Genomic DNA, 21,226 nt, shown 5'->3' with positions numbered 1-21,226 from the left:
AATTTTGATGATGCTCCCGGTTAAAAAATTTACTGATTTTATTGAACAAAATAATTTGTTTGAGCGCGACTGCACCCTGTTGGCTGCTGTAAGCGGAGGCATGGATTCTGTGTTAATGGTTCACTTATTAAAATCATCCGGTTATAATTTTAGTATAGCTCATTGTAATTTTCAACTCCGCGGCGACGAGGCTAACGCCGACCAGGAGTTTTGCAAACAACTGGCTATTCAAAATGATGTACCGTTCCACACTATAAATTTCGATACCCGGCAATATGCCAACGATAACAAAATATCCATCCAAATGGCCGCGCGAGAGCTTAGATATCAGTGGTTTGAGCAAATTAAACAACAAAACAATTATACTGCTATCGCGCTTGCGCACCACCAAAACGATGCAATTGAAACTATATTGTTAAACCTTGTGCGTGGTACCGGCATAGCGGGCCTGCATGGAATTTTGCCTAAAAATGGATCGCTGGTACGGCCACTACTATTTTTAGGGCGCGACGAGATATATAATATTATAAAGGCAGAAGGAATAAAATATGTTGAAGATAGTTCTAATTCCTCGGTAAAATATGCCCGTAATAAATTAAGGCACGAGGTTATACCCAAATTAAAAGAGCTTAACCCGGCTTTGGAACACACGTTCGAGAATAACATGAAACACTTCAGGGATATGGAGACCTTATTGGAACTGCGTGTTGCCGAATTAAAAAAAGACCTGTTCGTTTATAAAGGTGACGAGTTACACATCAGCATTAAGGCTATAAAAGAATTAGTGCCGCAGCGACTATTATTATTTAAACTATTACAGGACTATGGATATAATGAGACTACGGTTGATAACTTAATATCTGCGTTAAACAAGCATTCCGGACGAACGTTTGAAGCTGCGGATCATACTTTAGTAATTGATAGGGTTACCATCATTAAAACAAAAAAAAATAGAGCAAGGCCGGAATCAATAAGTATTGCCGCTATAGATCATACAATAAATTACGGCTACTATAAGTTAACTTTATTACATGATGAAACGCCGCTTATTATTAAAGACAACTCGTTAGCGACATCAGTTGATGCAGAAAAATTGATCTATCCATTAAGCCTGCGTAGTTGGCAGCGCGGCGATAGCTTTTATCCTCTTGGCATGAAAACCCATAAAAAACTGAGTGATTTTTTCATCGGCCTTAAAATACCATTGCACGAAAAGAGTGAGATTCCGTTGCTGATAAATGGCAATGGCGATATCATCTGGGTAGGCGGCTACCGGCTTAATGATCGTTATAAAGTAACTAATAACACCAAAAAAGTAACTATATTCGAATTGTATAAAGTAAAATGAGCGAAAAAGTAGTTTTTACAGAAAACCAATACCTGGGCAGGGAATTTATACCAATTACCATACGTTTGGTATTAGCAATATTTTGCTTTGCCGTTTATGCTTTAACCGCTCCGGACGATAAAAATGGCGATCTGCTGGCTGTTGTGGGTTTTGCTATCCTTATAATTTCTATTATAATGGGATTTCTGCTGCATTTTCGTACCCAGGTAGAAAACAAAAGTATTTTGCTAAATGGTTTATGGACAACCCGCCTGGTTAAGATAGACCTTAACAGTATAGTAAAAGTTGAAAAAGCACCGTATAGCCGCTACCTGTTTAATAACCCGGTATATAACCTGCATAATAAGGGTACTATACGTTTTTTTGCCGCGGGTAAAGAAGCTATCCATCTTACAGACAGGGATGGGCTGGTGTACATTATTGGCTCGCAACACCCTAACGAATTGTTAAGAGCCATACAGGAAGAGATGAAGGATTAAGTTGGCACAAAGTAAAAATGGGCAATCTGCATAATGCAAACTGCCACTGAAAACTGAAGAGCTTACTTTTTCAATCCAATTTCTCTTAACCGCTCATCCAAATATTCGCCGGCAGTTATATCGGTATATTTTTTAGGATGCTCTGCATCAACGGTAGATGATAACGAAGTTAGATCCATGTTTGATACCGGGTGCAAAAAGAACGGTACCGAATAACGCGAATTCTTCATCAGCTCGCGCGGCGGGTTAACTACCCTGTGTGTGGTTGATTTAAGTTTGTTATTAGTTAAACGTTGTAGCATATCGCCTACGTTAACCACCAAATCCTCGCCATGCGCTTTAACCGGGAACCATTTTCCTTCGCGGGTTAGCAGCTCCAAACCATCGGCACTTGCACCAATAAGTAAGGTTATCAGGTTAATATCCTCATGCGCGCCGGCACGCACTGCATCAGCAGGTACAGAGTCCGGGTCCTCAATAGGGAAGTAATGTAACGTGCGCAATATGGAATTGCCATTATGCACCTTATCATCAAAATAATTTTCGTCAAGGCCCAGATACACTGCAATAGCGCGCAATAAATATACGCCCGCGCCTTCCAGCTTTTTGTAAACATCAAGTGTTGTAGTATTAAAAGCAGGTAGCTCTTTCACCACCAGGTTATCAGGGTAATCTGCTTTAAGCGCGGCATCATCAGTAACGGTTTGGCCTATTTGCCAAAACTCCTTCAGATCCGGGGTTTTAAAGCCCTTGGCTGTTTCTTTTCCTTTACCGGTATAACCCCGCTGGCCTGCCAGTTCTGGTATCTCGTAGCTTGATTTAACACTATCAGGCAAGGCAAAAAGCGCTTTAACCTGTGCATATAGCTCATCAATTAACTCTTTGCTTAGGCCATGATTGGTAATGGTAACAAAACCGGTTTCATTAAAAGCTTTTCCAATATCGTCCGAAAATTGCTTACGGTCTGCAGCATTACCGTTGACGTAGGTATTCAGATCAAGGCGAGGAATGTTTACTGTACTCATAGTGTTATGAAATAAATAAAGGATAAAACTATCAATTTAATATATAAAACTCCCTATTATAAGTTTATGTAATTAAATAAAAAAACAATTACCCCACTAAACGTTTTATATTTTACCATGTCAAAAAAATAAACCATTAATAAATCTAAGTACAAATATTAAAATCATGAAAATATTAACTAAAATATGGGGTATTGGCCTGTTGGCATTGTTGCTGATAGTAGCCGCCCCGCGTAAAAGCCTTGCACAGGGTGGAGACATCTCTGAGCAGGACTTTTATGATAACTTACAACCTTATGGTACCTGGATAAGCGACCCCCAATATGGCGATGTTTGGGTGCCTGATGTAGATGAAGATTTTAGGCCCTATGCCACACAAGGACACTGGGTATTAACCGAATATGGTAATACCTGGGTATCAGACTATCCATGGGGATGGGCAACTTTTCACTATGGCCGCTGGCGTTATGATGATTATTACGGGTGGGAATGGATTCCCGGTTATGAATGGGCACCTGCATGGGTTAGCTGGCGCCATGGCGGTGGCTATTATGGCTGGGCGCCTTTAATGCCGGGTATTAGTATTAGTTTATCATTTGGCAGCAGTTACCGTGCGCCTGATACCTATTGGTCATTCGCACCCGAGGGATATATAAACCGGCCAAATATTTATAATTATTATGTGCCGCATAATAGGGTAGTAAATATTATTAATCGTACAACTATAGTTAATAATACTTATGTAAATGGTGGCCGCCGTTATATTGCCGGCCCCGGGGCAGCCGATATTCAGCGCTATACGCACCAGCGCCCGCAAGTTTATGCCATAAATAATGCCGACAGGCCGGGTGCCATACATGTGCAAAATAACGCGGTTAATATATTCAGACCGGCAGTTAGGCGCACCCCTGATGCCCGCCCTGCGCGGGTGGTTGATGCAAACGCCTACAAACAACAAAATCCTAACCAGGGCATAGCCCGCAGAGGGCCGGGTGGTGCAGCCGGATTTGACCATACCAATGCTTCAAAACTGGCTACTGTTGCCCGCAGTACTAATGTAGATAATAATGTAGTGCGTATAAATCGGCGTCCTGATAACAGGCCTAATCCCGGTCAGCAGGGTAACCGCCCGGGTCAATTTGATAACCGGGCCAACCAGGGGCAACCGGGTAATAATCCTAATACAGTACAACCAGGTAATCAGCCGAATGCTGGTCAACCGGCCAATCGCCGCGGGCGTCCTGAAAACCGTCCTAACGTAACGCCTCCCGGCCAGCAACCAGCTAATAATGATATGCAGATTCAGCAACAACAACGCGACCAGCAACGTGCCCAACGAGATCAGCAAAGGCAGCAGGTACAACAGCAGCAACAAGGTCAGCAAAATGCTGCTCAACAACAGATTCAGCAACAACAGCGTGACCAGCAACGTGCTGCCCAGCGAGATCAGCAAAGGCAGCAGGTACAGCAGCAACAACAAGGTCAGCAAAACGCTGCTCAACAGCAGATACAGCAACAACAGCGTGATCAGCAACGTGCCCAACGAGATCAGCAAAGGCAGCAGGCACAGCAGCAACAACAACAAGGTCAGCAACCTCCTCAGCAACAGCAGATGCAACAACAACGCGATCAACAACGTGCCCAAAGGCAACAAGCTCAGCAGGGACAGGCTCAGCAACAGCAGGCCCAACAGCAGCAAGCCCAAAGGGATCAACAAAGGCAGCAAGCACAACAGCAACAGGCTCAGCAGCAGCAAAGGCAACAACAACAGCAGCAGCGTCAACAACAGCAGGAGCAACAAAAGCAAAGGCAACCTCCTCCTCCAAAAGAAGAGCCGCCAAAGCAGCCTAATTAATAATTTAATGTGAAAAGAAAAAAGCCTGCACCTGTAAACAGTGTGCAGGCCTTCACATTTAACCGCTCAACAACAAACGACTAAATTTCCTTGTAGTTTTCACACTACCTTATTATTATAGGTTTTTATTGATTGAGTTTTTCTCTTCCAGTTCGCCATGCTCATTAATTCCATATTTGACCAGGTAATGGTTTGGTCCGGATGCTTATATCCTATTCTTCTTCTTTTTGATGGTCCTCTTAAAGGGATTATCAAAATAAAAAGTAATAAAAGCATCCTAAATGCAGTTAACTCCATAATTGCGATCAACAACAAAAATTAAAGCTCTTCGTGGTGTTGACTTACGTCAAGCCCAACTAATTCATCTTCGGGCGATACACGTAACGGACTAATCAGATCTGTTACTTTTAGCAATATAAACGAGCCTATAAACGCGAAAGCAGATACAGCAACCAACGCTATCAGATGCTTAAAAAACAAAGCTGTTTCACCATAAAACAAACCGTTGGCACCAGCGCTGTTTACACTTGTAGTGGCAAATACGCCTGTAAGCAGCATACCTACCATACCGCCTACTCCATGACAAGGAAATACATCGAGTGTATCATCAATATTGGTTCTTGAGCGCCAAATAACTACCAGGTTACTTATTACAGCAGCAACAATACCTACAATTAATGAGCTGGAAACGGTTATATAACCCGCAGCAGGAGTAACCGCTACCAAACCCACAACCGCGCCAATACAAGCGCCAACCGCCGAAGGTTTTTTTCCTCTTAGTATATCAAAGAATATCCACGCAATCGCGGCAGCTGCCGATGCGGTAGTTGTTGTAGCTAATGCAGTTGCTGCTAATTCATTAGCACCTAATGCAGAGCCCGCGTTAAAACCAAACCAGCCAAACCAAAGCAGACCCGTACCTAAAATAACATAGGTTATACGTGCCGGTGCATGTGTTTCTTCTGTGCTATTGCGTTTTTTAAGATATAAGGCTGATGCCAAAGCCGCCCAACCTGCAGACATATGTACAACGGTACCGCCTGCAAAATCAAGCACACCCATTTTATAGAAGAAACCATCCGCATGCCAGGTTGCATGTGCAAGCGGCGCGTAAATAATGATGATAAACAGGGTGATAAAAATCAGGTATGAATTAAAGCGGATACGTTCTGCAAAGGCCCCGGTAATAAGCGCCGGTGTAATAACCGCGAATTTTAACTGGAACATAGCAAATAATATAACTGGGATGGTTCCCCAGGTTACGCCTAAGGTGTTTTGCATCATAAAAAATGATGAAGGGTTACCAATAAATCCCAAGCCGCCGACGTCTGTTCCAAAGGCAAGGCTAAATCCAAATACCACCCATATAATGGTGATCAAGCCCATACAAACAAAACTTTGCAGCATGGTTGATATCACATTTTTCTTTCTAACCATACCACCGTAAAAGAAGGCCAGGCCGGGGGTCATTAATAATACCAAAGCGGTTGATATTAATAACCACGCCGTATCGGCTTTATCTATTGGTGTTTTAGAAGGTGTTACGATGTTACCGGGATATATAAAGGCAAGTATTATTACAACGATAAGTATGCCGAAGGGTATAAATTTTTTCATTTCAAAAATTTTAAATAAAACCAAATACAATACGTTCAGGTATGGAGCAATATGGCCATGCCTTTAAGGGATGTACAGAATAAAGCCGATGCTTCTTTTGATAGTCTTGAAAAAATGAATTGTTTTTCAAACAATAGGAAGAGATCAATACGATAAGCCCCATCAGACTTACGAAGTTTTATAAACTTCGCAAAGTCTTTACAAGTGTATCTAATTCGATCTAACCGATGTAAGCACCAATGCGATTTTAAGCACAAAGTGAGGTCTTACCAAAAAACGTGGTTGGGATAGAGCAGCAGCTTGAGGAAGCGGGCATACTCGCTGTAGATGCTTTTAAGCTTATTTTTTAAATATTTAAGACAAACAAAGATGCTTAGCAAGTCAATAAGAAAAATCTTAATGAAATGACCGCTCTTTACCGTCCGGTAGTTTAGCAATTGAAATTGGTTGTTTCCATTAAGAACCATTTCATGATTACTGTGATGACTGGCTTTTAATTGAGAAACAGCGGCTGATTGTTTATGAGAGGGTAAGTTTTTTGCAAACGAATTGCCCGTGCAAAGAAATTGCACAGCAAATACCAATAAAAAAATATAAAAACGCCTGTAATCGCGGGTTTGCATCCCTAAAAATACTGATTTTTTATAAAAAAGCTAATAAAAGTGAAAATAAACAATTTTTAGATGCTTAAATAGGCAAATATTTTAATGATTGGCAAGAATTAATTAAAATGTTGTAATAAGCCTATCCAATTGTCTGAGCATGTGCAGAGATTGCCACGCTATCGTTCGCAATGAACTGTGAAGAGCGGGTTGAGACTAAACAAAAAAGCCGCTAAAAAGCGGCTCAAATATTTAAGATAAAAATTTTATTCTTCTACCATTTCACTATTCGGGCTGCTTTCTTCAACAACTTCACTTTTAAAATAGTGTTTCTGGAAAATAAGTATCAATATTACACCTACAGATATTGCCGCGTCTGCCAGGTTAAATACCGGGCGGAAGAAGATATAGTCCTGCCCGCCCCAAAGCGGCACCCAGGTTGGGAATATGCCTGATACCAATGGGAAATAAAACATATCAACCACGCGGCCATGAAATAACGGCGCGTAATTATAGGCTACACCGTAAAAGGTAGAATCAATAATATTACCCATGGCGCCGGCAAATATCAGCGCGACATTCATGATAAGGCCACGATGATACTTGCGTTTAATTAAAAAAACCATACCATAAGCAATGGCAAAAACAGCCAAAATGCGGAACAGGGTTAAAACCAGTTTGCCCCAGTCGCCGCCCAGTTCCATACCAAATGCCATACCATTATTTTCGGTATAGTGCAGCATGCCGCGGTCGCCTAAAAACTTAATTTCTTCTCCCTGGTACATATGTCCCCTAACCCAGGTCTTGATAACCTGGTCGGCAACGATAATTAATATAGCAGTTAAAAAAGGTTTGGTGTAAGCCTTCATTTATTGCTTCAATTTAGCTTCCATTGTTAAGGTTGTGTGCGGTACCGCGCGTAAGCGTTCTTTGGGTATCAGCTTACCGGTTTCGCGGCAAATACCGTAAGTTTTATTTTCAATACGCACTAAAGCAGCTTCTAATTGCTCAATGAATTTTTTCTGACGGGCAGCTAACTGGTTAATCTGTTCTTTCTCTAAAGTGGCAGATCCGTCTTCCAATGTTTTATAGGTACCGGCAGTATCATCAGTACCGTTAGCATTTGGCGAACTTAAAGAAGTTGCCAACGCGTTTAATTCTTCTTTCGCGCTACGTAGTTTATCCAACAACAGATCTTTAAATTCTTTTAGCTCTGTATCGCTATAGCGAGTCTTTTCGTTTTCTACTTTCATTTATACTTTATTAATAGCAATAATTATTTCATGTTCATCAATGGTGACAATGTCACCTGTTGTTAACTGGCTGTCAATCACTACGCTGTCAGCCAAAATTTCGGCGCAAATATATAATAAATTATTATTCAGGGCACGGCTAATAAATGGATGGTCGCTTAATTGAACAGTTATCCTGTCAGTTACTTCAAATCCTGTGGTTTTGCGCAGATTCTGTATGCGGTTTATCAATTCGCGTGATATACCTTCCTCTTTCAATTCGTTGGTAATGGTAACATCTAAAGCTACAGTTAGTTTTCCTAAATTTGCAACTTGCCATCCGGGAACATCTTCGGCGATTATTTCTACATCAGTAGTGAGTAATGAGTAGTGAGTGATGAGTAGTTGAATGCTTCCTTCACTTTCCAGTTTCGCTATATCTTCCTGACCTAAATTATTTATTTCATCAGCAACCGCTTTCATATCCTTACCCACTTTTGCACCTAATGCTTTAAAGTTTGGTTTGATCTTCTTTTTAATGAAACCGGCTGTATCTGTAATGTATTCAATATCCTTGATATTGGTTTCAGAGAGTATCAGTTCTTTTACCTGATCAACCTGGTGCTTGAAATTCTTATCCAAGATAGGTAAAAGAATTTTGCTTAATGGCTGCCTTACATTAATACCCACCTTTTTACGCAACGATAATACCAATGATGATATGTCCTGCGCTAATTGCATGCGCTCCTCCAGTTTGGTGCTTACCAACTTAGCATTATATTCAGGGAAATAAGCCAGATGAACCGATTCAAATTCTTCCTTTTTGGTAACGCTGTTCAGATCGGTATATAAACGCTCTGCAAAAAATGGCGCTATGGGCGACATCAGCTTAGCTACCGTAATTAAACAGGTATATAAAGTTTGGTAGGCAGATAGTTTATCGGCAGAGTTGTCTGACTTCCAGAAACGGCGGCGGCTTAACCGAACAAACCAGTTGCTTAAATGCGCGTCGACAAAATCCTGTATAGCGCGGGCAGCTTTGGTTGGTTCAAAATCAGCATAAAAAGCATCAACCTCTTTACTTAATGTATTTAACAGCGATATGATCCACTGATCAATTTCCGGGCGATCTGTTATCGCTATCTCTGCTTCGCTGTAAGTAAACTTATCAATGTTGGCATACATTACAAAGAAGGTATAAGTATTATACAGAGTGCCAAAAAACTTACGCCGAACCTCGTCTATACCATCGGCGTTAAATTTAAGGTTATCCCACGGCGCGGCATTGCTTATCATGTACCAGCGCGGGGCATCGGCGCCAAACTGCTCAATAGTAGCAAACGGATCAACACCATTGCCTAAACGCTTAGACATTTTGTTGCCGTTCTTATCAAGCACCAAACCGTTTGATATTACATTTTTAAACGCTACGCCTTTATTACCAACTTCGGCATTAACTTTCTTTATCTCGTCGCTGGTTTCGCTCAGCATAACCGCTATGGCATGCAGCGTAAAGAACCAGCCCCTGGTTTGGTCAACACCTTCGGCAATAAAATCTGCCGGATAAGAGTTTTTAAACTCGTCTTTATTTTCGAACGGGAAATGCCATTGCGCGTAAGGCATGGCGCCGCTATCAAACCAAACATCGATAAGGTCGGCCTCGCGATACATAGGTTTACCGGTTGATGAGGTTAATATCACATCATCAACATAGGGCCGGTGCAAGTCATCAATAGTAAAACCCGCAGGCATTAACCCGACAGTTATTGATTTTTCTATCTCGGTATGCAGATCAGCAATCGAACCAATACAAATTTCTTCGCTGCCATTTTCCTCGCGCCATATAGGCAACGGGGTACCCCAAAAACGTGACCGCGACAGGTTCCAGTCTACCAAATTTTCCAGCCAGTTACCAAAACGGCCCGTTCCGGTCGATTCGGGTTTCCAATTGATGGTTTTGTTTAGCTCAACCATTTTATCCTTTACCGCGGTGGTGCGGATAAACCAGCTATCCAATGGGTAATATAAAATAGGCTCGTCGCTGCGCCAGGAGTGCGGGTAGCTGTGCTCGTATTTTTTAACGTCGAACGCTTTGTTCTCTGTTTTTAGTTTTATGGAAATGAGTACATCGGTTGGTTTAAAACCTTCTTCCGCGCGTTCTTCCGCTGTATAATATTCTTCTTTAACATAACGGCCGGCATAGTCGGTCACTTCGTCAACAAAGCGTCCCTGTTTATCAACCAGCGGAACATCCTTGCCAAATTCGTCCTTCACCATTACCGATGGCACGTTATTTTCTTTACATGCCCTAAAGTCATCCGCGCCAAAAACAGAAGCGGTATGTACTATGCCGGTACCATCCTCGGTAGTAACAAAATCAGCCGGGATTACACGGAAGGCGTTTTTCTCCAGGTCATCATTGGTTACATAAGGCATTAGCTGCCAATAGTGCAGGCCCAATAATTCCGAACCCTTGTAAGTTCCTTTTATTTCCCAGGGGATAATTTTATCGCCGCCTTTATAATCTTCAAAAGAAGCGTTTTCACCTTCGGCTTTAAAGAATTTGCCTATCAGGTCCTTTGCTAATATTACCGTTACCGGCTCATAGGTATAAGGGTTGAACGAGGCTATTTTTACATAGCTTATCTTTTCGCCAACAGCTAAAGCGCAATTTGATGGCAGGGTCCACGGAGTAGTTGTCCATGCTAATATGTATAGGTCAGAGTTTATATTTTCGAATAAAAACTCCGAGTCTTTATCTCTTTTAACTTTAAATTGCGCAGTTATGGTAGTATCCTTCACCATTTTATAGGTGCCCGGTTGGTTCAGCTCGTGCGAGCTTAGGCCGGTGCCCGATTTTGGCGAGTAAGGCTGTACGGTATAACCCTTATATAGCAGATTTTTTGAGTGAAGCTCTTTTAATATCCACCAAAGCGATTCTATGTATTCGTTTTTATAGGTAATGTACGGATCTTCCAGATCAACCCAGTAACCCATCTTTTCGGTCAGGTCGTTCCAAACATCGGTGTAGCGCATTACCTCCTTCCGACAGGCATCATTGTATTCTTTAACGGTTATTTTTTTACCGATATCGTCTTTGGTAATCCCTAAAGCTTTTTCTACAGCCAGTTCAATAGGCAGGCCGTGGGTATCCCAGCCGCCTTTACGTTTTACCTGGTAACCCTTCAGCGTTTTGTAACGGCAAAAAATATCTTTAATGGCGCGCGCCATTACGTGGTGAATGCCGGGCATGCCGTTGGCACTCGGCGGCCCCTCATAAAATGTATACGGGTTACCGGCCGGGCGACTGCTGATACTTTTTTCGAAGATGTTATTCTCCTTCCAAAACTCCAGTATATCTTTGCCTGTTTGCGATAAGTTTAACTGCTTATATTCCTTGTACATTAATCTATTACACCTCAAATTTTAGAGGTTGCAAAAGTACAAAAAGTTTACCTGAATTTTTGCAGTAGCTTGGTCATTTATATTACATAAAATGGTTTAACTCCCTCTCTTTGCTGTGTGGAACGAGGGTTGGTAATGTTTGGGGCATTTTCTTTGCGGCAGCGGGGAGAGGCTTGCATATAAAGGCAATTTAATTTAACTTTGTTTTAAAGCAACCGAAAGGGAATATCTTAAATTGCATATAAGGTGATGACACAAGTAGTATTAAATATAAATAACAAGAAAAAATGGAACGCCCTGAAAACCATTTTAGAAGTTATGAATATAGACTACACGGCCAAAGACGCGACGGAAAAGATAAGTGAACAAGAATTGGAATTATTGCAACGCGCCGAAAACGATAAAGAAAACGGCAGACTAACCACCTACACCAGCCACCGCGATATTTTAGGCAGGTAATGACTGCTGAAGTTGTTTATACCGATACCTATAAAATAACTTTAATTGCTGTTATCAATTACGTAGAAAACAATTATGGCGCTTCATCTGCTGGGAAACTGTTAGACAGAATTGACCGCATTGTTAAAAAAATTAGTATAAACCCAGATCTCTACCAGGCTATCCCGGTAGACGCGCGGTACCGGAGGGCTGTTATTTCCCGCCAATCTTCATTAGTTTATGAGGTAACAGAAACAAAGATCATCCTTTTATATATTTTTGATAACAGGCAAGACCCCGTTTGGACTTAATGCTATTTTCAGTAAGGTACGAGTAGCCCCTTTCACAACCCTAACCCACTCGCGCCAGTACGGCAGCATAGTGGTCCTGTGCTACCGCAAGCGTCCCGCTTGTGGTAATTTGAATTGTTAGAGCTGCCTGTTTAATTTACACACAAGCGGGACGCTTGCGGTAGCGGGGCGTATTATTTAATTTGTTTACACCCCCTTCAATAACTTGTATATGCGATTTTATAACTTAAAATCCTATCTATCAAATATATTATGCCGCCATGCGTTAATATACTGCTATAACCCGTAGTTTTAAGCGGTAATGCGTTTTGTAAATGATGTATTCCGTTACGAGCCTGATATAAATATGTTTAAAAAAGCATTATTCACCATTATTATTTTAATTGTCTTGCTTTCGGCGGCTTTTAGCCAGGGGAAATGGGAGCTGAAACGAAACGAAAATGGCATAGAGGTGTTTACGCGCACCCCTTTAACCGGGAACCTTAAAGAGTTAAGGGTTATTTGCGAATTAACCACCACGAAAACACAATTGATAAAAACGCTGCAGGATATTAAACACTATAATGATTGGGTTTACTGCACACGAAAAACCACGATGCTAAAAACAGTAAATTCGCAACAGATCATTTTTTATTCGGTATCGCATTTACCGTGGCCCATAAAAGACCGTGACCTGATAGTGCAGCTTAGCCTGATCCCCGACAGTACAACTAACAGGTTTGAGATACAGGCTAAAAGCCTGCCTGATTATTTGCCTAAAAATCCTGATCTTATACGTGTTCCGTACTCTCTTGCCCTATGGAAAGTTATTGTAGTTGACGACCATACCTTAAAAGTTGACTATACTTTCAGCGTAAACCCGGGCGGAAACCTTCCCCCATGGCTGGTAAACACCACCTTAGCCATAGGCCCCTATAATTCTTTTATGGGTTTAAGGGATGAGTTAAAAAAAGCCGCCTCCAAATAAGCGTTCGCGGAGATGAAAGACTTGCCCCATAGGGGCTACCTCTTTGTAGCTAAAAAAACAGAAAATAAATTGCGCCGTAGGTGCAACCCTTAAATTGACAAGTTTGTAATATGGTGGCGATGGGTAGCCCCTATGGGGCAAAAATGGGTGGATTGGCTTTTTCTACAAAGAGGTAGCCCCTACGGGGCATTTAATTGCGGTAAGCATATTAGTCGAAGTTACAAACTTCGGACAGCGGGGTATTTACTACCCATGGCTGTAAAAGTACAACCTCTTTAAACAATAAGATGTAATAGTTATTTAACCCCGATTTACTTCCAAAAAACAAAGTTGCCATTTCCATCGTCAAAATATTTAAGGTTAAGTTTGTTCAAAAATCTTTCTTGAAAGTTCTTCTTAATTTCCAAGTTTTCAGTTCGTCCAAAATCTTTATTTACTAACTTATATTGTGGCTCATGAAAACCTTTATTTACTGAAAGTAGATTCAGATACGACTGATTAGGCTCACTTGGCTTGCTATCTATATAAAAGCAAACTATGGCATCCTCCGTAGGGTAATAAATATACGCAACAAATTGATTGGTCATCGTATCAAGATAATCGGTTGCGCCATACTTAGAATCAGGAATAAATTCTTTATTTTTAGTTTTAAAATCTTTTACAGATTTTATTAAATAATCTTTTTTAACATCAAACTTGTATTGCTGTTCGAAACCACTATTTCCACTTAGCCCAAGAAAATAAAAAACTATAAAAAGGCAAATATAAAATATCGATATTGTAAGTGCTATTTTATGCCAGCGTTTCATGCGTTTAGTTTTGTTTAAGGCGATTTAAAGGTAAAAAAAATTTAGTCTTCAATACCAACACACTTATGTCTCCCATTTCCTAACTCCGGGAACATTACCACTCCGCAACATCGTCACCGTAGCAGTTAGCTGATACCGCATCACAATTAATGAGTATAGCTTTTTTTGTGAGTAAGAGTAATGAGATTTTGTGAAAATAAATTTGTTTTTACGGTAGTATATTCTCCTGTGCAGCCCGCAAGCGTCCCGCTTTGTGGTAATTTGAATGTTAGAGTTGCCTGTTTAATTTACACACAAGCGGGACGCTTGCTGTAGCGGGCGCAATAATATCGGTCATTAAACATTAAAAAGAACCTAACCAACAAGGTCAAGCCAATTAAAATATGGCCCGGCTTGCGCCGCCATCAACCTGTATAGTTGTGCCGGTAATGTAGGATGCCTGCTCTGATGCCAGGAATGCCACCAACGCGGCCAGTTCTTCGGGCTTGCCAATACGGCCCAGGGGGATACTTTTAGCACGGTCCTTTAACGCTTCTTCCAGGTCAACGCCTTTTGGCAAAGTATGTTTAATTCTGTCAGTTAATATCATACCCGGGCCAACATTATTAACCGTGATGTTATAAGGGCCAAACTCGTCAGCCATCATTTTAGCCAACCCCACCACGCCCAAACGCATACTGGTAGACAATACCGAATTTGCCAGTACAGATTTTGTGCTTCCGCTTATAATATTGATAATGCGCCCGCTGCCTGATTTTTTAAGATAAGGTAATACCAGCCTGCTCATGTGGGCAACACTTAACAGGTTTAATTCGAATGCTTTTTGCCAGGCAGCTGTATCAAAATTCTCAAACTTGTCAAATGGTGGTCCGCCGGCATTGTTCAGCAAAATATCTATCCGCCCAAATGCAATGGCGGCTTTTTTAACAAAATCTTCAATTTGTTTACTGTCTGATACATCAACCGGGATAGCTATCACTTCGTTGCCGGTCAGCTTTTTTATTTCACCGGCAGTTTTATTCAGTTCGTTTTCATCGCGCGAGCCAATTATAACTTTCGCGCCTTCGGCAGATAGGGTTGTGGCAATTGCTTTGCCCAGGCCTTTACTGGCCGCTAATACTATGGCTACTTTGTTACCAAGTTTTAAATCCATATGCTAATATACAGAGTTTTTGGGGAGGTAAAAGGTGAAAGGTGGAAAGGTAAAAGGTGTGGATGGGTTCAGGGTAGGTCAGATGGGTTCACCCCAGGTCAGGTGGGGTCAGGTGATCCAGGTTAGCTCACCTGTTGGCAAGGTGTGTATATCCCCACTTTTTCATTATTTTTGATGGAATATGAAAAAACTCATCCGCGGCTTTGGCTATGCTTTTAATGGTTTAGGTTATGCTGCTAAAACCCAGCTTAATTTCAGGGTACATTTAGTGGCATCTATTTTAGCTGTATTTATGGGTTATGCCCTCCGCATTGCTGTTAACGAATGGCAATGGGTTATCCTCTGCATAGCATTAGTATTAATGGCCGAGCTATTTAATACCGCGTTAGAATTTTTAACCGATTTGGTATCGCCCGAATACAATAAAATAGCCGGCCATGTAAAAGATATTGGCGCCAGTGCAGTGGTTATTGCCGCATTGTTTGCTTTGATAACCGGCATAATTATTTTTTTACCAAAATTGTTACTGCTCACCCATGCTGCATAAAACCCGGGGCATAGTACTTAAAACTACCGACTATGGCGAAAGCAGTGTTGTTGTACAGGTATTTACAGAGAAGCTGGGCTTACAATCATACATCATAAACGGAGTTAAAAAGCCGAAGGCCAAAATAAGCCGTAACATGCTGCAACCCCTTCATTTGCTGGATATGGTGGTTTATCATAAAAATACCGGGAACGTTCAGCGTATAGCCGAACTGAAGAACTCGCCTGTATTGCAAAGCATCCCTTATGATATGGTAAAAAGCAGCATGGCTATGTTTTTAAATGAAGTATTGTATAAATCTATCAGGCAGCAATCGGCTGATGAAAACCTGTTTGGTTTTGTGTTTAGCGCTATTGAATGGCTGGATAATCAAACCAGCGGCCTGGCTAACTTTCATTTGTTGTTTTTGTTACAACTAACCCGTTATCTGGGCTTTTATCCCGACAGGTACCAGGCTAATGATGCCGATTACTTCGATCTGAAAAACGGAGTTTTTAATAAATACAAACCTGATAGTGTGCTATACCTGTCGCCACCCCACACGCAAAACTTTAATAAATTGCTGCAAAGTAATTTTGAGGGCCTTGCCCAATTAAAGTTTACTAATGATGAGCGCCGCTACCTTATAGCAAAGCTATTGGAGTATTACACCCTGCATATAGAAGGATTTGGCAATATTCATTCGCACGAAATACTGGAAGAGGTGTTAAGTTAACTATACATGCAGGCCTAAAACCTGTTTCTTAATAAAATCTATGCTTGAATTTGGTAGCGTAGCCCCGCTGATTTGGGTTATAGTACCGTCATTATGTATTTCCAACTCGGCTTCTATATTATCGTCAATTTTAACGTGCAGCATTTGTTGTTCTTTTTCTACCAGGCAAGGCACTTCGCGGCCCGAGTAATTTAACTGAAATTGATATTTTCCGTCTTTTTCGGCTGGCGTTGTATCGTGAGGATCAATCATGGCTTAGTATTTTATTTTTTATAACACCGTAATTGATGGGATGTTTACTTTAATTGGAAGTTTTATACAACCTTCTTTATATGCAGCAAAAAGAAAGATGGTTAGAAGAAAGCCTTAAAACAAAAAGAGAGGGCTTGAAACGGCTCTCTCTCTTTGTTATTAACTGACTCATTATTAACATAAAGAACAAATGGTTTAACTTCGATAATAACAATTAAACAAAGATATAGCTATGGATTTAGCAGCATAATATTTTAACTTAATTTAACACGATTTTTTTAAACATATCAACATTATTCAACAGTTAAATGATTGATACTTAATAATTAATGGGTAATAGAAAGACCGTGTCAGTATTCCCGGACGTTCTCACTTCAAAACCGAGAATACACACTCAATTTTATTGCTCATTTTGTTTTAAAGATTTATTACTTTGCATCCCGTTAACACCAATTTAAAATAAACTGATATTTTATAGCTAATAGCTCTATTGTCCACATTGGAATTGGATAATTATGCTTAAACAATATTTACACACAATAACATTGTTATGTCTACATTTCGAAGTTCAGACTGGTTTGGTAAAAAGGATAAAATGGGCTTCATCTACCGCAGCTGGATGAAGAACCAGGGCATGCCCGAGGATATGTTTGATGGCCGTCCGGTAATTGGAATCTGCAACACCTGGTCAGAGCTCACGCCCTGCAACGCCCACCTGCGCGATATTGCCGAAAGTGTGAAACGTGGTGTATTTGAAGCAGGTGGTTTCCCGCTGGAGTTCCCTATCATGTCATTAGGCGAAACGTTGTTAAAACCTACCGCTATGTTGTTCCGCAACCTGGCCAGTATGGATGCCGAGGAATCTATAAGAGGTAATCCTATTGATGGCGTAGTGTTACTTACCGGTTGCGATAAAACTACACCATCTACGCTGATGGGTGCTGCCAGTGTAGACCTGCCAACCATTGTAGTGCAGGGCGGCCCAATGCTAAACGGCAAATACAAGGGCCATGATATAGGCTCTGGCACTAACGTTTGGACGTTTACCGACGACCTTAAAACCGGCAAAATGAGCTACGCCGAATTTACCGAGGCCGAAAGCTGTATGTCGCGCAGTCCCGGTCATTGTATGACTATGGGTACGGCCTCAACCATGGCTTGCATGGTAGAATCGTTGGGCATGTCATTAAGCGGTGGCGCGGCTATTCCGGCGGTTGATTCCAGGAGGAAACGACTGGCGCAGCTATCCGGCAGGCGTATTGTAGAAATGGTTAAAGAGGACCTTAAAATATCTAAAATATTAACCCGTTCTGCTTTCGAGAATGCTATTAAAGTTAACGCGGCCATTGGCGGCTCATCTAACTTTGTTATCCACTTAACCGCTATCGCGGGACGCATTGGCGTTGAATTAAACCTGGGAGATTTTGACCAGATAGGCAGTAAAATGCCGTTGTTATTAGATCTGATGCCGTCGGGTAAGTTTTTGATGGAAGATTTTTATTATGCAGGCGGCCTGCCGGCTATATTGAAACAGATGAGTTCTGTTTTAGATATGGATGTGATGACCGTTACCGGCAAATCGCATAAAGAAAATATAGAAACCGCGGGCGTTATTTATAACGAAGAGGTAATACATCAATTCGAAAAACCTATAATCCCCGAAGCTGGTATTGTTGTGGTAAAAGGCAATTTGGCCCTAAATGGCGCGGTTATTAAACCATCGGCAGCAACACCGGGCCTGATGCAGCACCGTGGCCGTGCCGTTGTATTTGAGAATATTGAAGATTATCACGCCCGTGTTGATGACCCTAACCTGGATATTGACGAAACCTGCGTAATGGTACTTAAAAGTGTTGGTCCGGTAGGCTATCCGGGCATGCCCGAAGTTGGTAACATGACCCTGCCTAAAAAACTATTGGATAAAGGCGTTACTGATATGGTGCGTATATCCGATGGCCGCATGAGCGGTACCGCTTTTGGTACGGTGATACTGCATGTATCGCCCGAATCTGCTATTGGCGGTAATTTGGGATTGGTTGAAAATGGCGATATGATAGAACTTAATGTGGCTAATAAGTCTATCCACCTTGAAGTATCAGACGAAGAACTGGCCATCCGCAGAAGCAAATGGGTAGCGGCCGCACCTGCATCAAACCGTGGCTATGTAAACCTATATGTTAAGCATGTACAACAGGCCGATAAAGGTGCCGACCTTGACTTCCTTGTAGGTGGTTCGGGCTCAGAGGTACTAAGAGATTCCCATTAATTAACCATCAACCTATAACTAAACCATGGTAATATTTGTTCTTGTTTTTTGTATTGTAACGCTTATACTGCTCGTAACCTGGGCAAAGCTAAACGTGTTCCTTACTTTTTTAATTATTTCGCTAATGGCTGCATTGCTGTTAGGTATGCCTCTTACCCATATTACCCAATCGGTAAATAAGGGTATTGGCGATATGCTGGGCTCGCTGGTTATCATCATTGTACTGGGTGCCATGCTGGGTAAGCTGGTGGGCGTAAGCGGTGCCGCGCAAAAAATAGCAAGTTCCATGCGCAATGCTTTTGGCGAAAAATACATAACCTGGGCCATGTGCGTAACAGGGTTTATTGTAGGCATATCATTGTTTTATAATGTGGGCTTCTTTTTGCTTATCCCTATCATATTCTCGGTAGCCAACCAGTATAAATTACCGCTGGTATATGTGGGTATTCCCATGTTGGCATCACTGTCTGTAATGCATGGCTTTTTACCGCCGCATCCGTCGCCTATGGCGCTGCTTACACAGTTCCATGCCGATATAGCTAAAGTTTTTGTTTACGGTATAATTGTAGCCGTTCCGGCAATTGTTATTTCGGGACCATTGTTTGCAAGGTTTTTACGCAATATGCCCTCAAACTCAATTATTGCCATGTCGGTACAGGAGATACCTGCCGAAAAACTTCCAAGCCTGGCAAATAGTATATTATCATCGCTGTTGCCGGTTATTGTTATTGGTTTAAGTATTATCATTACCCCTTATATCGGCACTCATCCCCGGTTAAAAAATATAATTACCTTTTTAGGCGATCCAAATATTGCCATGATGGAAACCATACTGATAGCCACCTACACCTTAGGCATCCGCATGGGTATGAAACTTACCGAGGTAATGAACGTTTATGCCGATGCCGTTAAAGAAATATCCATGATCCTGCTTATCATTGGTAGTGCCGGTATATTAAAACAGATCTTCCTTGATAGCGGGGCAAGCAACCAGATAGCTACCACCCTGCAAGGGCTTAACCTGCCGCCTTTATTGTTGGGATGGATAATAGCCGCCGTATTAAGGCTTTGTTTAGGATCAGCTACCGTTGCAGGCTTAACGGCCGCGGGCATTATTTACCCGCTAATGCAGCATATCCCTGTCGATCCTAACCTGATGGTACTTTCGGTAGGCGCGGGTAGTTTGTTTTGCTCGCATGTTAATGATACCTCCTTTTGGGTTACTAAAGAATACTTTGGTTTGAGCATGAAAAATACGTTCCTTTCCTGGTCGTTAATGGAAACGCTGGTGTCTACTATCGGGCTGGTGGGGGTGTTGATATTGAATACATTTATACATTAAAGATTATACAACATGAGAAAGCTGTTTTTAACATTGATAATGGGCGCGGTTGTAACTACCGCCTTTAGCCAGAAAGCAAAGGATAATACCTTAACTAAAAAAGAAGCGGGTGAGCACTGGAAACTATTGTTTGATGGCAGCACCGCCACCGGCTGGACAACCATAGACGGCAAACCTGTAACCGCCGCACCCGGCGCATGGGAAGTTGTAGACGGCGCCCTGACGCTTAAAAAAGGAGCTAACGGCGGCGATATTTACACCGCTGACGAATACGGAGATTTTGAGTTTACTGCCGATTTTAACATTGAACCTGCCACCAACACCGGTATTAAATACTTTTGCTATAAGTATAATAAAGGTGGCAACCTGGGCTGCGAGTTCCAGATAATTGATGATGTTTTGGGCGAGGATAATAAGCAGCCTAATCACCTGTTAGGCTCATTGTATGATGTATTGCCACCGGTAGAGGCAAAGAAAAAAGTAAACCCGCCCGGCCAGTGGAACACCATACGCGTAGTAGCCAAAGGCAAGCATGTAGAGCATTGGGTAAACGGCGTTAAAGTATTAGAGTTTACCCGTGGCAGCAAAGAATATTTGGACGGTGTAGCTGCCAGCAAATTCAACAAAGCCGAGCCGGTATTTGGCATGGTTGATAAGGGCCGTATCCAACTGCAGGATCATCACGGGCCGGTAATGTTTAAAAATATTAAGGTGAGGGTGTTATAAGATACCCTCGCCGCCACGTCATTGCGAGGAACGAAGCAATCTCTACGTAGGACAATCAACAAAACGTATTGTTGGAATAGAAATAGGAGCCCTGCTTAAATAAAACATACTTCATAACTGATTAGCTTATGTAGAGA

General features: G+C 41.7%; 19 protein-coding genes. 11 read left to right on the top strand and 8 right to left on the bottom strand.

The features are described 5' to 3' along the window. Window positions 1–7 precede the first annotated feature (7 nt). Window positions 8–1,348, top strand: coding sequence for a tRNA lysidine(34) synthetase TilS (tilS, locus tag JWR23_RS04220; RefSeq protein WP_299513358.1), 1,341 nt, complete (start codon window positions 8–10; stop codon window positions 1,346–1,348). Continuing rightward, the gene (locus tag JWR23_RS04215; protein ID WP_299513356.1) at window positions 1,345–1,827 is read left to right on the top strand and encodes a hypothetical protein; all 483 of its coding nucleotides are present in this window, start codon (window positions 1,345–1,347) and stop codon (window positions 1,825–1,827) included. The genes tilS and JWR23_RS04215 overlap by 4 nt, the downstream gene beginning before the upstream one ends. 62 nt (window positions 1,828–1,889) lie before the next feature. Here JWR23_RS04215 and JWR23_RS04210 read toward each other — a convergent pair whose 3' ends face one another. Beyond that, window positions 1,890–2,852, bottom strand: coding sequence for a 2-oxoglutarate and iron-dependent oxygenase domain-containing protein (locus tag JWR23_RS04210; RefSeq protein WP_299513354.1), 963 nt, complete (start codon window positions 2,850–2,852; stop codon window positions 1,890–1,892). Between the two features lie 166 nt (window positions 2,853–3,018). Between JWR23_RS04210 and JWR23_RS04205 the strand changes: the two genes are divergently transcribed. Next, a complete protein-coding gene (locus tag JWR23_RS04205) occupies window positions 3,019–4,707 on the top strand; it encodes a DUF6600 domain-containing protein (RefSeq protein ID WP_299513352.1) in 1,689 nt (562 codons plus the stop codon). Window positions 4,708–5,025: 318 nt separating this feature from the next. On the opposite strand, the gene JWR23_RS04200 is transcribed toward JWR23_RS04205, so the two are convergent. The 4 genes from JWR23_RS04200 to ileS form a co-directional block, all read right to left on the bottom strand. Further along, window positions 5,026–6,324 (bottom strand): ammonium transporter, encoded by a 1,299-nt coding sequence (locus JWR23_RS04200; RefSeq protein WP_299513351.1) that lies wholly within the window; start codon window positions 6,322–6,324, stop codon window positions 5,026–5,028. A gap of 868 nt (window positions 6,325–7,192) precedes the next feature. Beyond that, complete coding sequence (locus JWR23_RS04195) at window positions 7,193–7,795, bottom strand: lipoprotein signal peptidase (RefSeq protein ID WP_299513349.1); 603 nt, start codon at window positions 7,793–7,795, stop codon at window positions 7,193–7,195. Next, a complete protein-coding gene (locus JWR23_RS04190) occupies window positions 7,796–8,179 on the bottom strand; it encodes a TraR/DksA C4-type zinc finger protein (protein WP_299513348.1) in 384 nt (127 codons plus the stop codon). It lies immediately after the preceding gene. Then, complete coding sequence (gene ileS / locus JWR23_RS04185; protein WP_299513347.1) at window positions 8,180–11,563, bottom strand: isoleucine--tRNA ligase; 3,384 nt, start codon at window positions 11,561–11,563, stop codon at window positions 8,180–8,182. It lies immediately after the preceding gene. Window positions 11,564–11,812: 249 nt separating this feature from the next. Between ileS and JWR23_RS04180 the strand changes: the two genes are divergently transcribed. From JWR23_RS04180 to JWR23_RS04170, 3 genes are all read left to right on the top strand, one after another. Next, window positions 11,813–12,022 carry a hypothetical protein gene (locus JWR23_RS04180; RefSeq protein WP_299513345.1) on the top strand — a complete coding sequence of 70 codons (210 nt, stop codon included), beginning with the start codon at window positions 11,813–11,815 and terminating at the stop codon, window positions 12,020–12,022. Continuing rightward, window positions 12,022–12,312 carry a hypothetical protein gene (locus tag JWR23_RS04175; protein WP_299513343.1) on the top strand — a complete coding sequence of 97 codons (291 nt, stop codon included), beginning with the start codon at window positions 12,022–12,024 and terminating at the stop codon, window positions 12,310–12,312. Before JWR23_RS04180 ends, JWR23_RS04175 begins: the two co-directional genes overlap by 1 nt. 301 nt (window positions 12,313–12,613) lie before the next feature. Continuing rightward, window positions 12,614–13,279, top strand: a complete 666-nt coding sequence (locus tag JWR23_RS04170; RefSeq protein ID WP_299513342.1) for a hypothetical protein — start codon at window positions 12,614–12,616, stop codon at window positions 13,277–13,279. A 311-nt stretch (window positions 13,280–13,590) separates the two neighbouring features. Here JWR23_RS04170 and JWR23_RS04165 read toward each other — a convergent pair whose 3' ends face one another. Together JWR23_RS04165 and JWR23_RS04160 are read right to left on the bottom strand one after the other, a co-directional pair. Then, entirely contained in the window at window positions 13,591–14,088 is a 498-nt protein-coding gene (locus JWR23_RS04165; protein WP_299513340.1) for a hypothetical protein, read from the bottom strand. Between the two features lie 376 nt (window positions 14,089–14,464). Beyond that, complete coding sequence (locus JWR23_RS04160; protein ID WP_299513339.1) at window positions 14,465–15,241, bottom strand: SDR family oxidoreductase; 777 nt, start codon at window positions 15,239–15,241, stop codon at window positions 14,465–14,467. Between the two features lie 181 nt (window positions 15,242–15,422). Here JWR23_RS04160 and JWR23_RS04155 point away from each other — a divergent pair, with 181 nt between their 5' ends. After that, window positions 15,423–15,788 (top strand): diacylglycerol kinase family protein, encoded by a 366-nt coding sequence (locus tag JWR23_RS04155; RefSeq protein ID WP_299513337.1) that lies wholly within the window; start codon window positions 15,423–15,425, stop codon window positions 15,786–15,788. Continuing rightward, a complete protein-coding gene (gene recO, locus JWR23_RS04150; protein ID WP_299513336.1) occupies window positions 15,778–16,503 on the top strand; it encodes a DNA repair protein RecO in 726 nt (241 codons plus the stop codon). Before JWR23_RS04155 ends, recO begins: the two co-directional genes overlap by 11 nt. On the opposite strand, the gene JWR23_RS04145 is transcribed toward recO, so the two are convergent. Continuing rightward, complete coding sequence (locus tag JWR23_RS04145; protein WP_299513335.1) at window positions 16,504–16,755, bottom strand: hypothetical protein; 252 nt, start codon at window positions 16,753–16,755, stop codon at window positions 16,504–16,506. A 550-nt stretch (window positions 16,756–17,305) separates the two neighbouring features. On the opposite strand from JWR23_RS04145, the gene JWR23_RS04140 reads away from it, so the two are divergent. Genes JWR23_RS04140 through JWR23_RS04130 form a run of 3 tightly spaced genes read left to right on the top strand, consistent with a single transcriptional unit; the run spans window position 17,306 to window position 21,089 of the window. Next, a complete protein-coding gene (locus tag JWR23_RS04140) occupies window positions 17,306–19,021 on the top strand; it encodes an IlvD/Edd family dehydratase (RefSeq protein ID WP_299513334.1) in 1,716 nt (571 codons plus the stop codon). 25 nt (window positions 19,022–19,046) lie between these two features. After that, window positions 19,047–20,363, top strand: a complete 1,317-nt coding sequence (locus JWR23_RS04135) for a gluconate:H+ symporter (protein ID WP_299513333.1) — start codon at window positions 19,047–19,049, stop codon at window positions 20,361–20,363. Between the two features lie 12 nt (window positions 20,364–20,375). After that, entirely contained in the window at window positions 20,376–21,089 is a 714-nt protein-coding gene (locus JWR23_RS04130) for a DUF1080 domain-containing protein (protein WP_299513332.1), read from the top strand. Window positions 21,090–21,226 lie beyond the last annotated feature (137 nt).

This window comes from Mucilaginibacter sp., from assembly GCF_028288205.1.
GTDB lineage: Bacteria > Bacteroidota > Bacteroidia > Sphingobacteriales > Sphingobacteriaceae > Mucilaginibacter.
The sequence above is the reverse complement of the archived record's forward strand: the minus strand, read 5'-3'. Positions and strand labels throughout refer to the sequence as shown.

What these genes read in the sequence shown, in the direction of transcription:
- JWR23_RS04145 (WP_299513335.1), bottom strand. Translation starts at nt 16,755, where the DNA reads ATGATTGATCCTCACGATACAACGCCAGCCGAAAAAGACGGAAAATAT.
- JWR23_RS04175 (WP_299513343.1), top strand. Translation starts at nt 12,022, where the DNA reads ATGACTGCTGAAGTTGTTTATACCGATACCTATAAAATAACTTTAATT.
- JWR23_RS04195 (WP_299513349.1), bottom strand. Translation starts at nt 7,795, where the DNA reads ATGAAGGCTTACACCAAACCTTTTTTAACTGCTATATTAATTATCGTT.
- JWR23_RS04140 (WP_299513334.1), top strand. Translation starts at nt 17,306, where the DNA reads ATGTCTACATTTCGAAGTTCAGACTGGTTTGGTAAAAAGGATAAAATG.
- JWR23_RS04190 (WP_299513348.1), bottom strand. Translation starts at nt 8,179, where the DNA reads ATGAAAGTAGAAAACGAAAAGACTCGCTATAGCGATACAGAGCTAAAA.
- recO (WP_299513336.1), top strand. Translation starts at nt 15,778, where the DNA reads ATGCTGCATAAAACCCGGGGCATAGTACTTAAAACTACCGACTATGGC.
- JWR23_RS04160 (WP_299513339.1), bottom strand. Translation starts at nt 15,241, where the DNA reads ATGGATTTAAAACTTGGTAACAAAGTAGCCATAGTATTAGCGGCCAGT.
- ileS (WP_299513347.1), bottom strand. Translation starts at nt 11,563, where the DNA reads ATGTACAAGGAATATAAGCAGTTAAACTTATCGCAAACAGGCAAAGAT.
- JWR23_RS04130 (WP_299513332.1), top strand. Translation starts at nt 20,376, where the DNA reads ATGAGAAAGCTGTTTTTAACATTGATAATGGGCGCGGTTGTAACTACC.
- JWR23_RS04180 (WP_299513345.1), top strand. Translation starts at nt 11,813, where the DNA reads ATGACACAAGTAGTATTAAATATAAATAACAAGAAAAAATGGAACGCC.
- tilS (WP_299513358.1), top strand. Translation starts at nt 8, where the DNA reads ATGATGCTCCCGGTTAAAAAATTTACTGATTTTATTGAACAAAATAAT.
- JWR23_RS04155 (WP_299513337.1), top strand. Translation starts at nt 15,423, where the DNA reads ATGAAAAAACTCATCCGCGGCTTTGGCTATGCTTTTAATGGTTTAGGT.
- JWR23_RS04170 (WP_299513342.1), top strand. Translation starts at nt 12,614, where the DNA reads ATGCGTTTTGTAAATGATGTATTCCGTTACGAGCCTGATATAAATATG.
- JWR23_RS04135 (WP_299513333.1), top strand. Translation starts at nt 19,047, where the DNA reads ATGGTAATATTTGTTCTTGTTTTTTGTATTGTAACGCTTATACTGCTC.
- JWR23_RS04215 (WP_299513356.1), top strand. Translation starts at nt 1,345, where the DNA reads ATGAGCGAAAAAGTAGTTTTTACAGAAAACCAATACCTGGGCAGGGAA.
- JWR23_RS04210 (WP_299513354.1), bottom strand. Translation starts at nt 2,852, where the DNA reads ATGAGTACAGTAAACATTCCTCGCCTTGATCTGAATACCTACGTCAAC.
- JWR23_RS04200 (WP_299513351.1), bottom strand. Translation starts at nt 6,324, where the DNA reads ATGAAAAAATTTATACCCTTCGGCATACTTATCGTTGTAATAATACTT.
- JWR23_RS04165 (WP_299513340.1), bottom strand. Translation starts at nt 14,088, where the DNA reads ATGAAACGCTGGCATAAAATAGCACTTACAATATCGATATTTTATATT.
- JWR23_RS04205 (WP_299513352.1), top strand. Translation starts at nt 3,019, where the DNA reads ATGAAAATATTAACTAAAATATGGGGTATTGGCCTGTTGGCATTGTTG.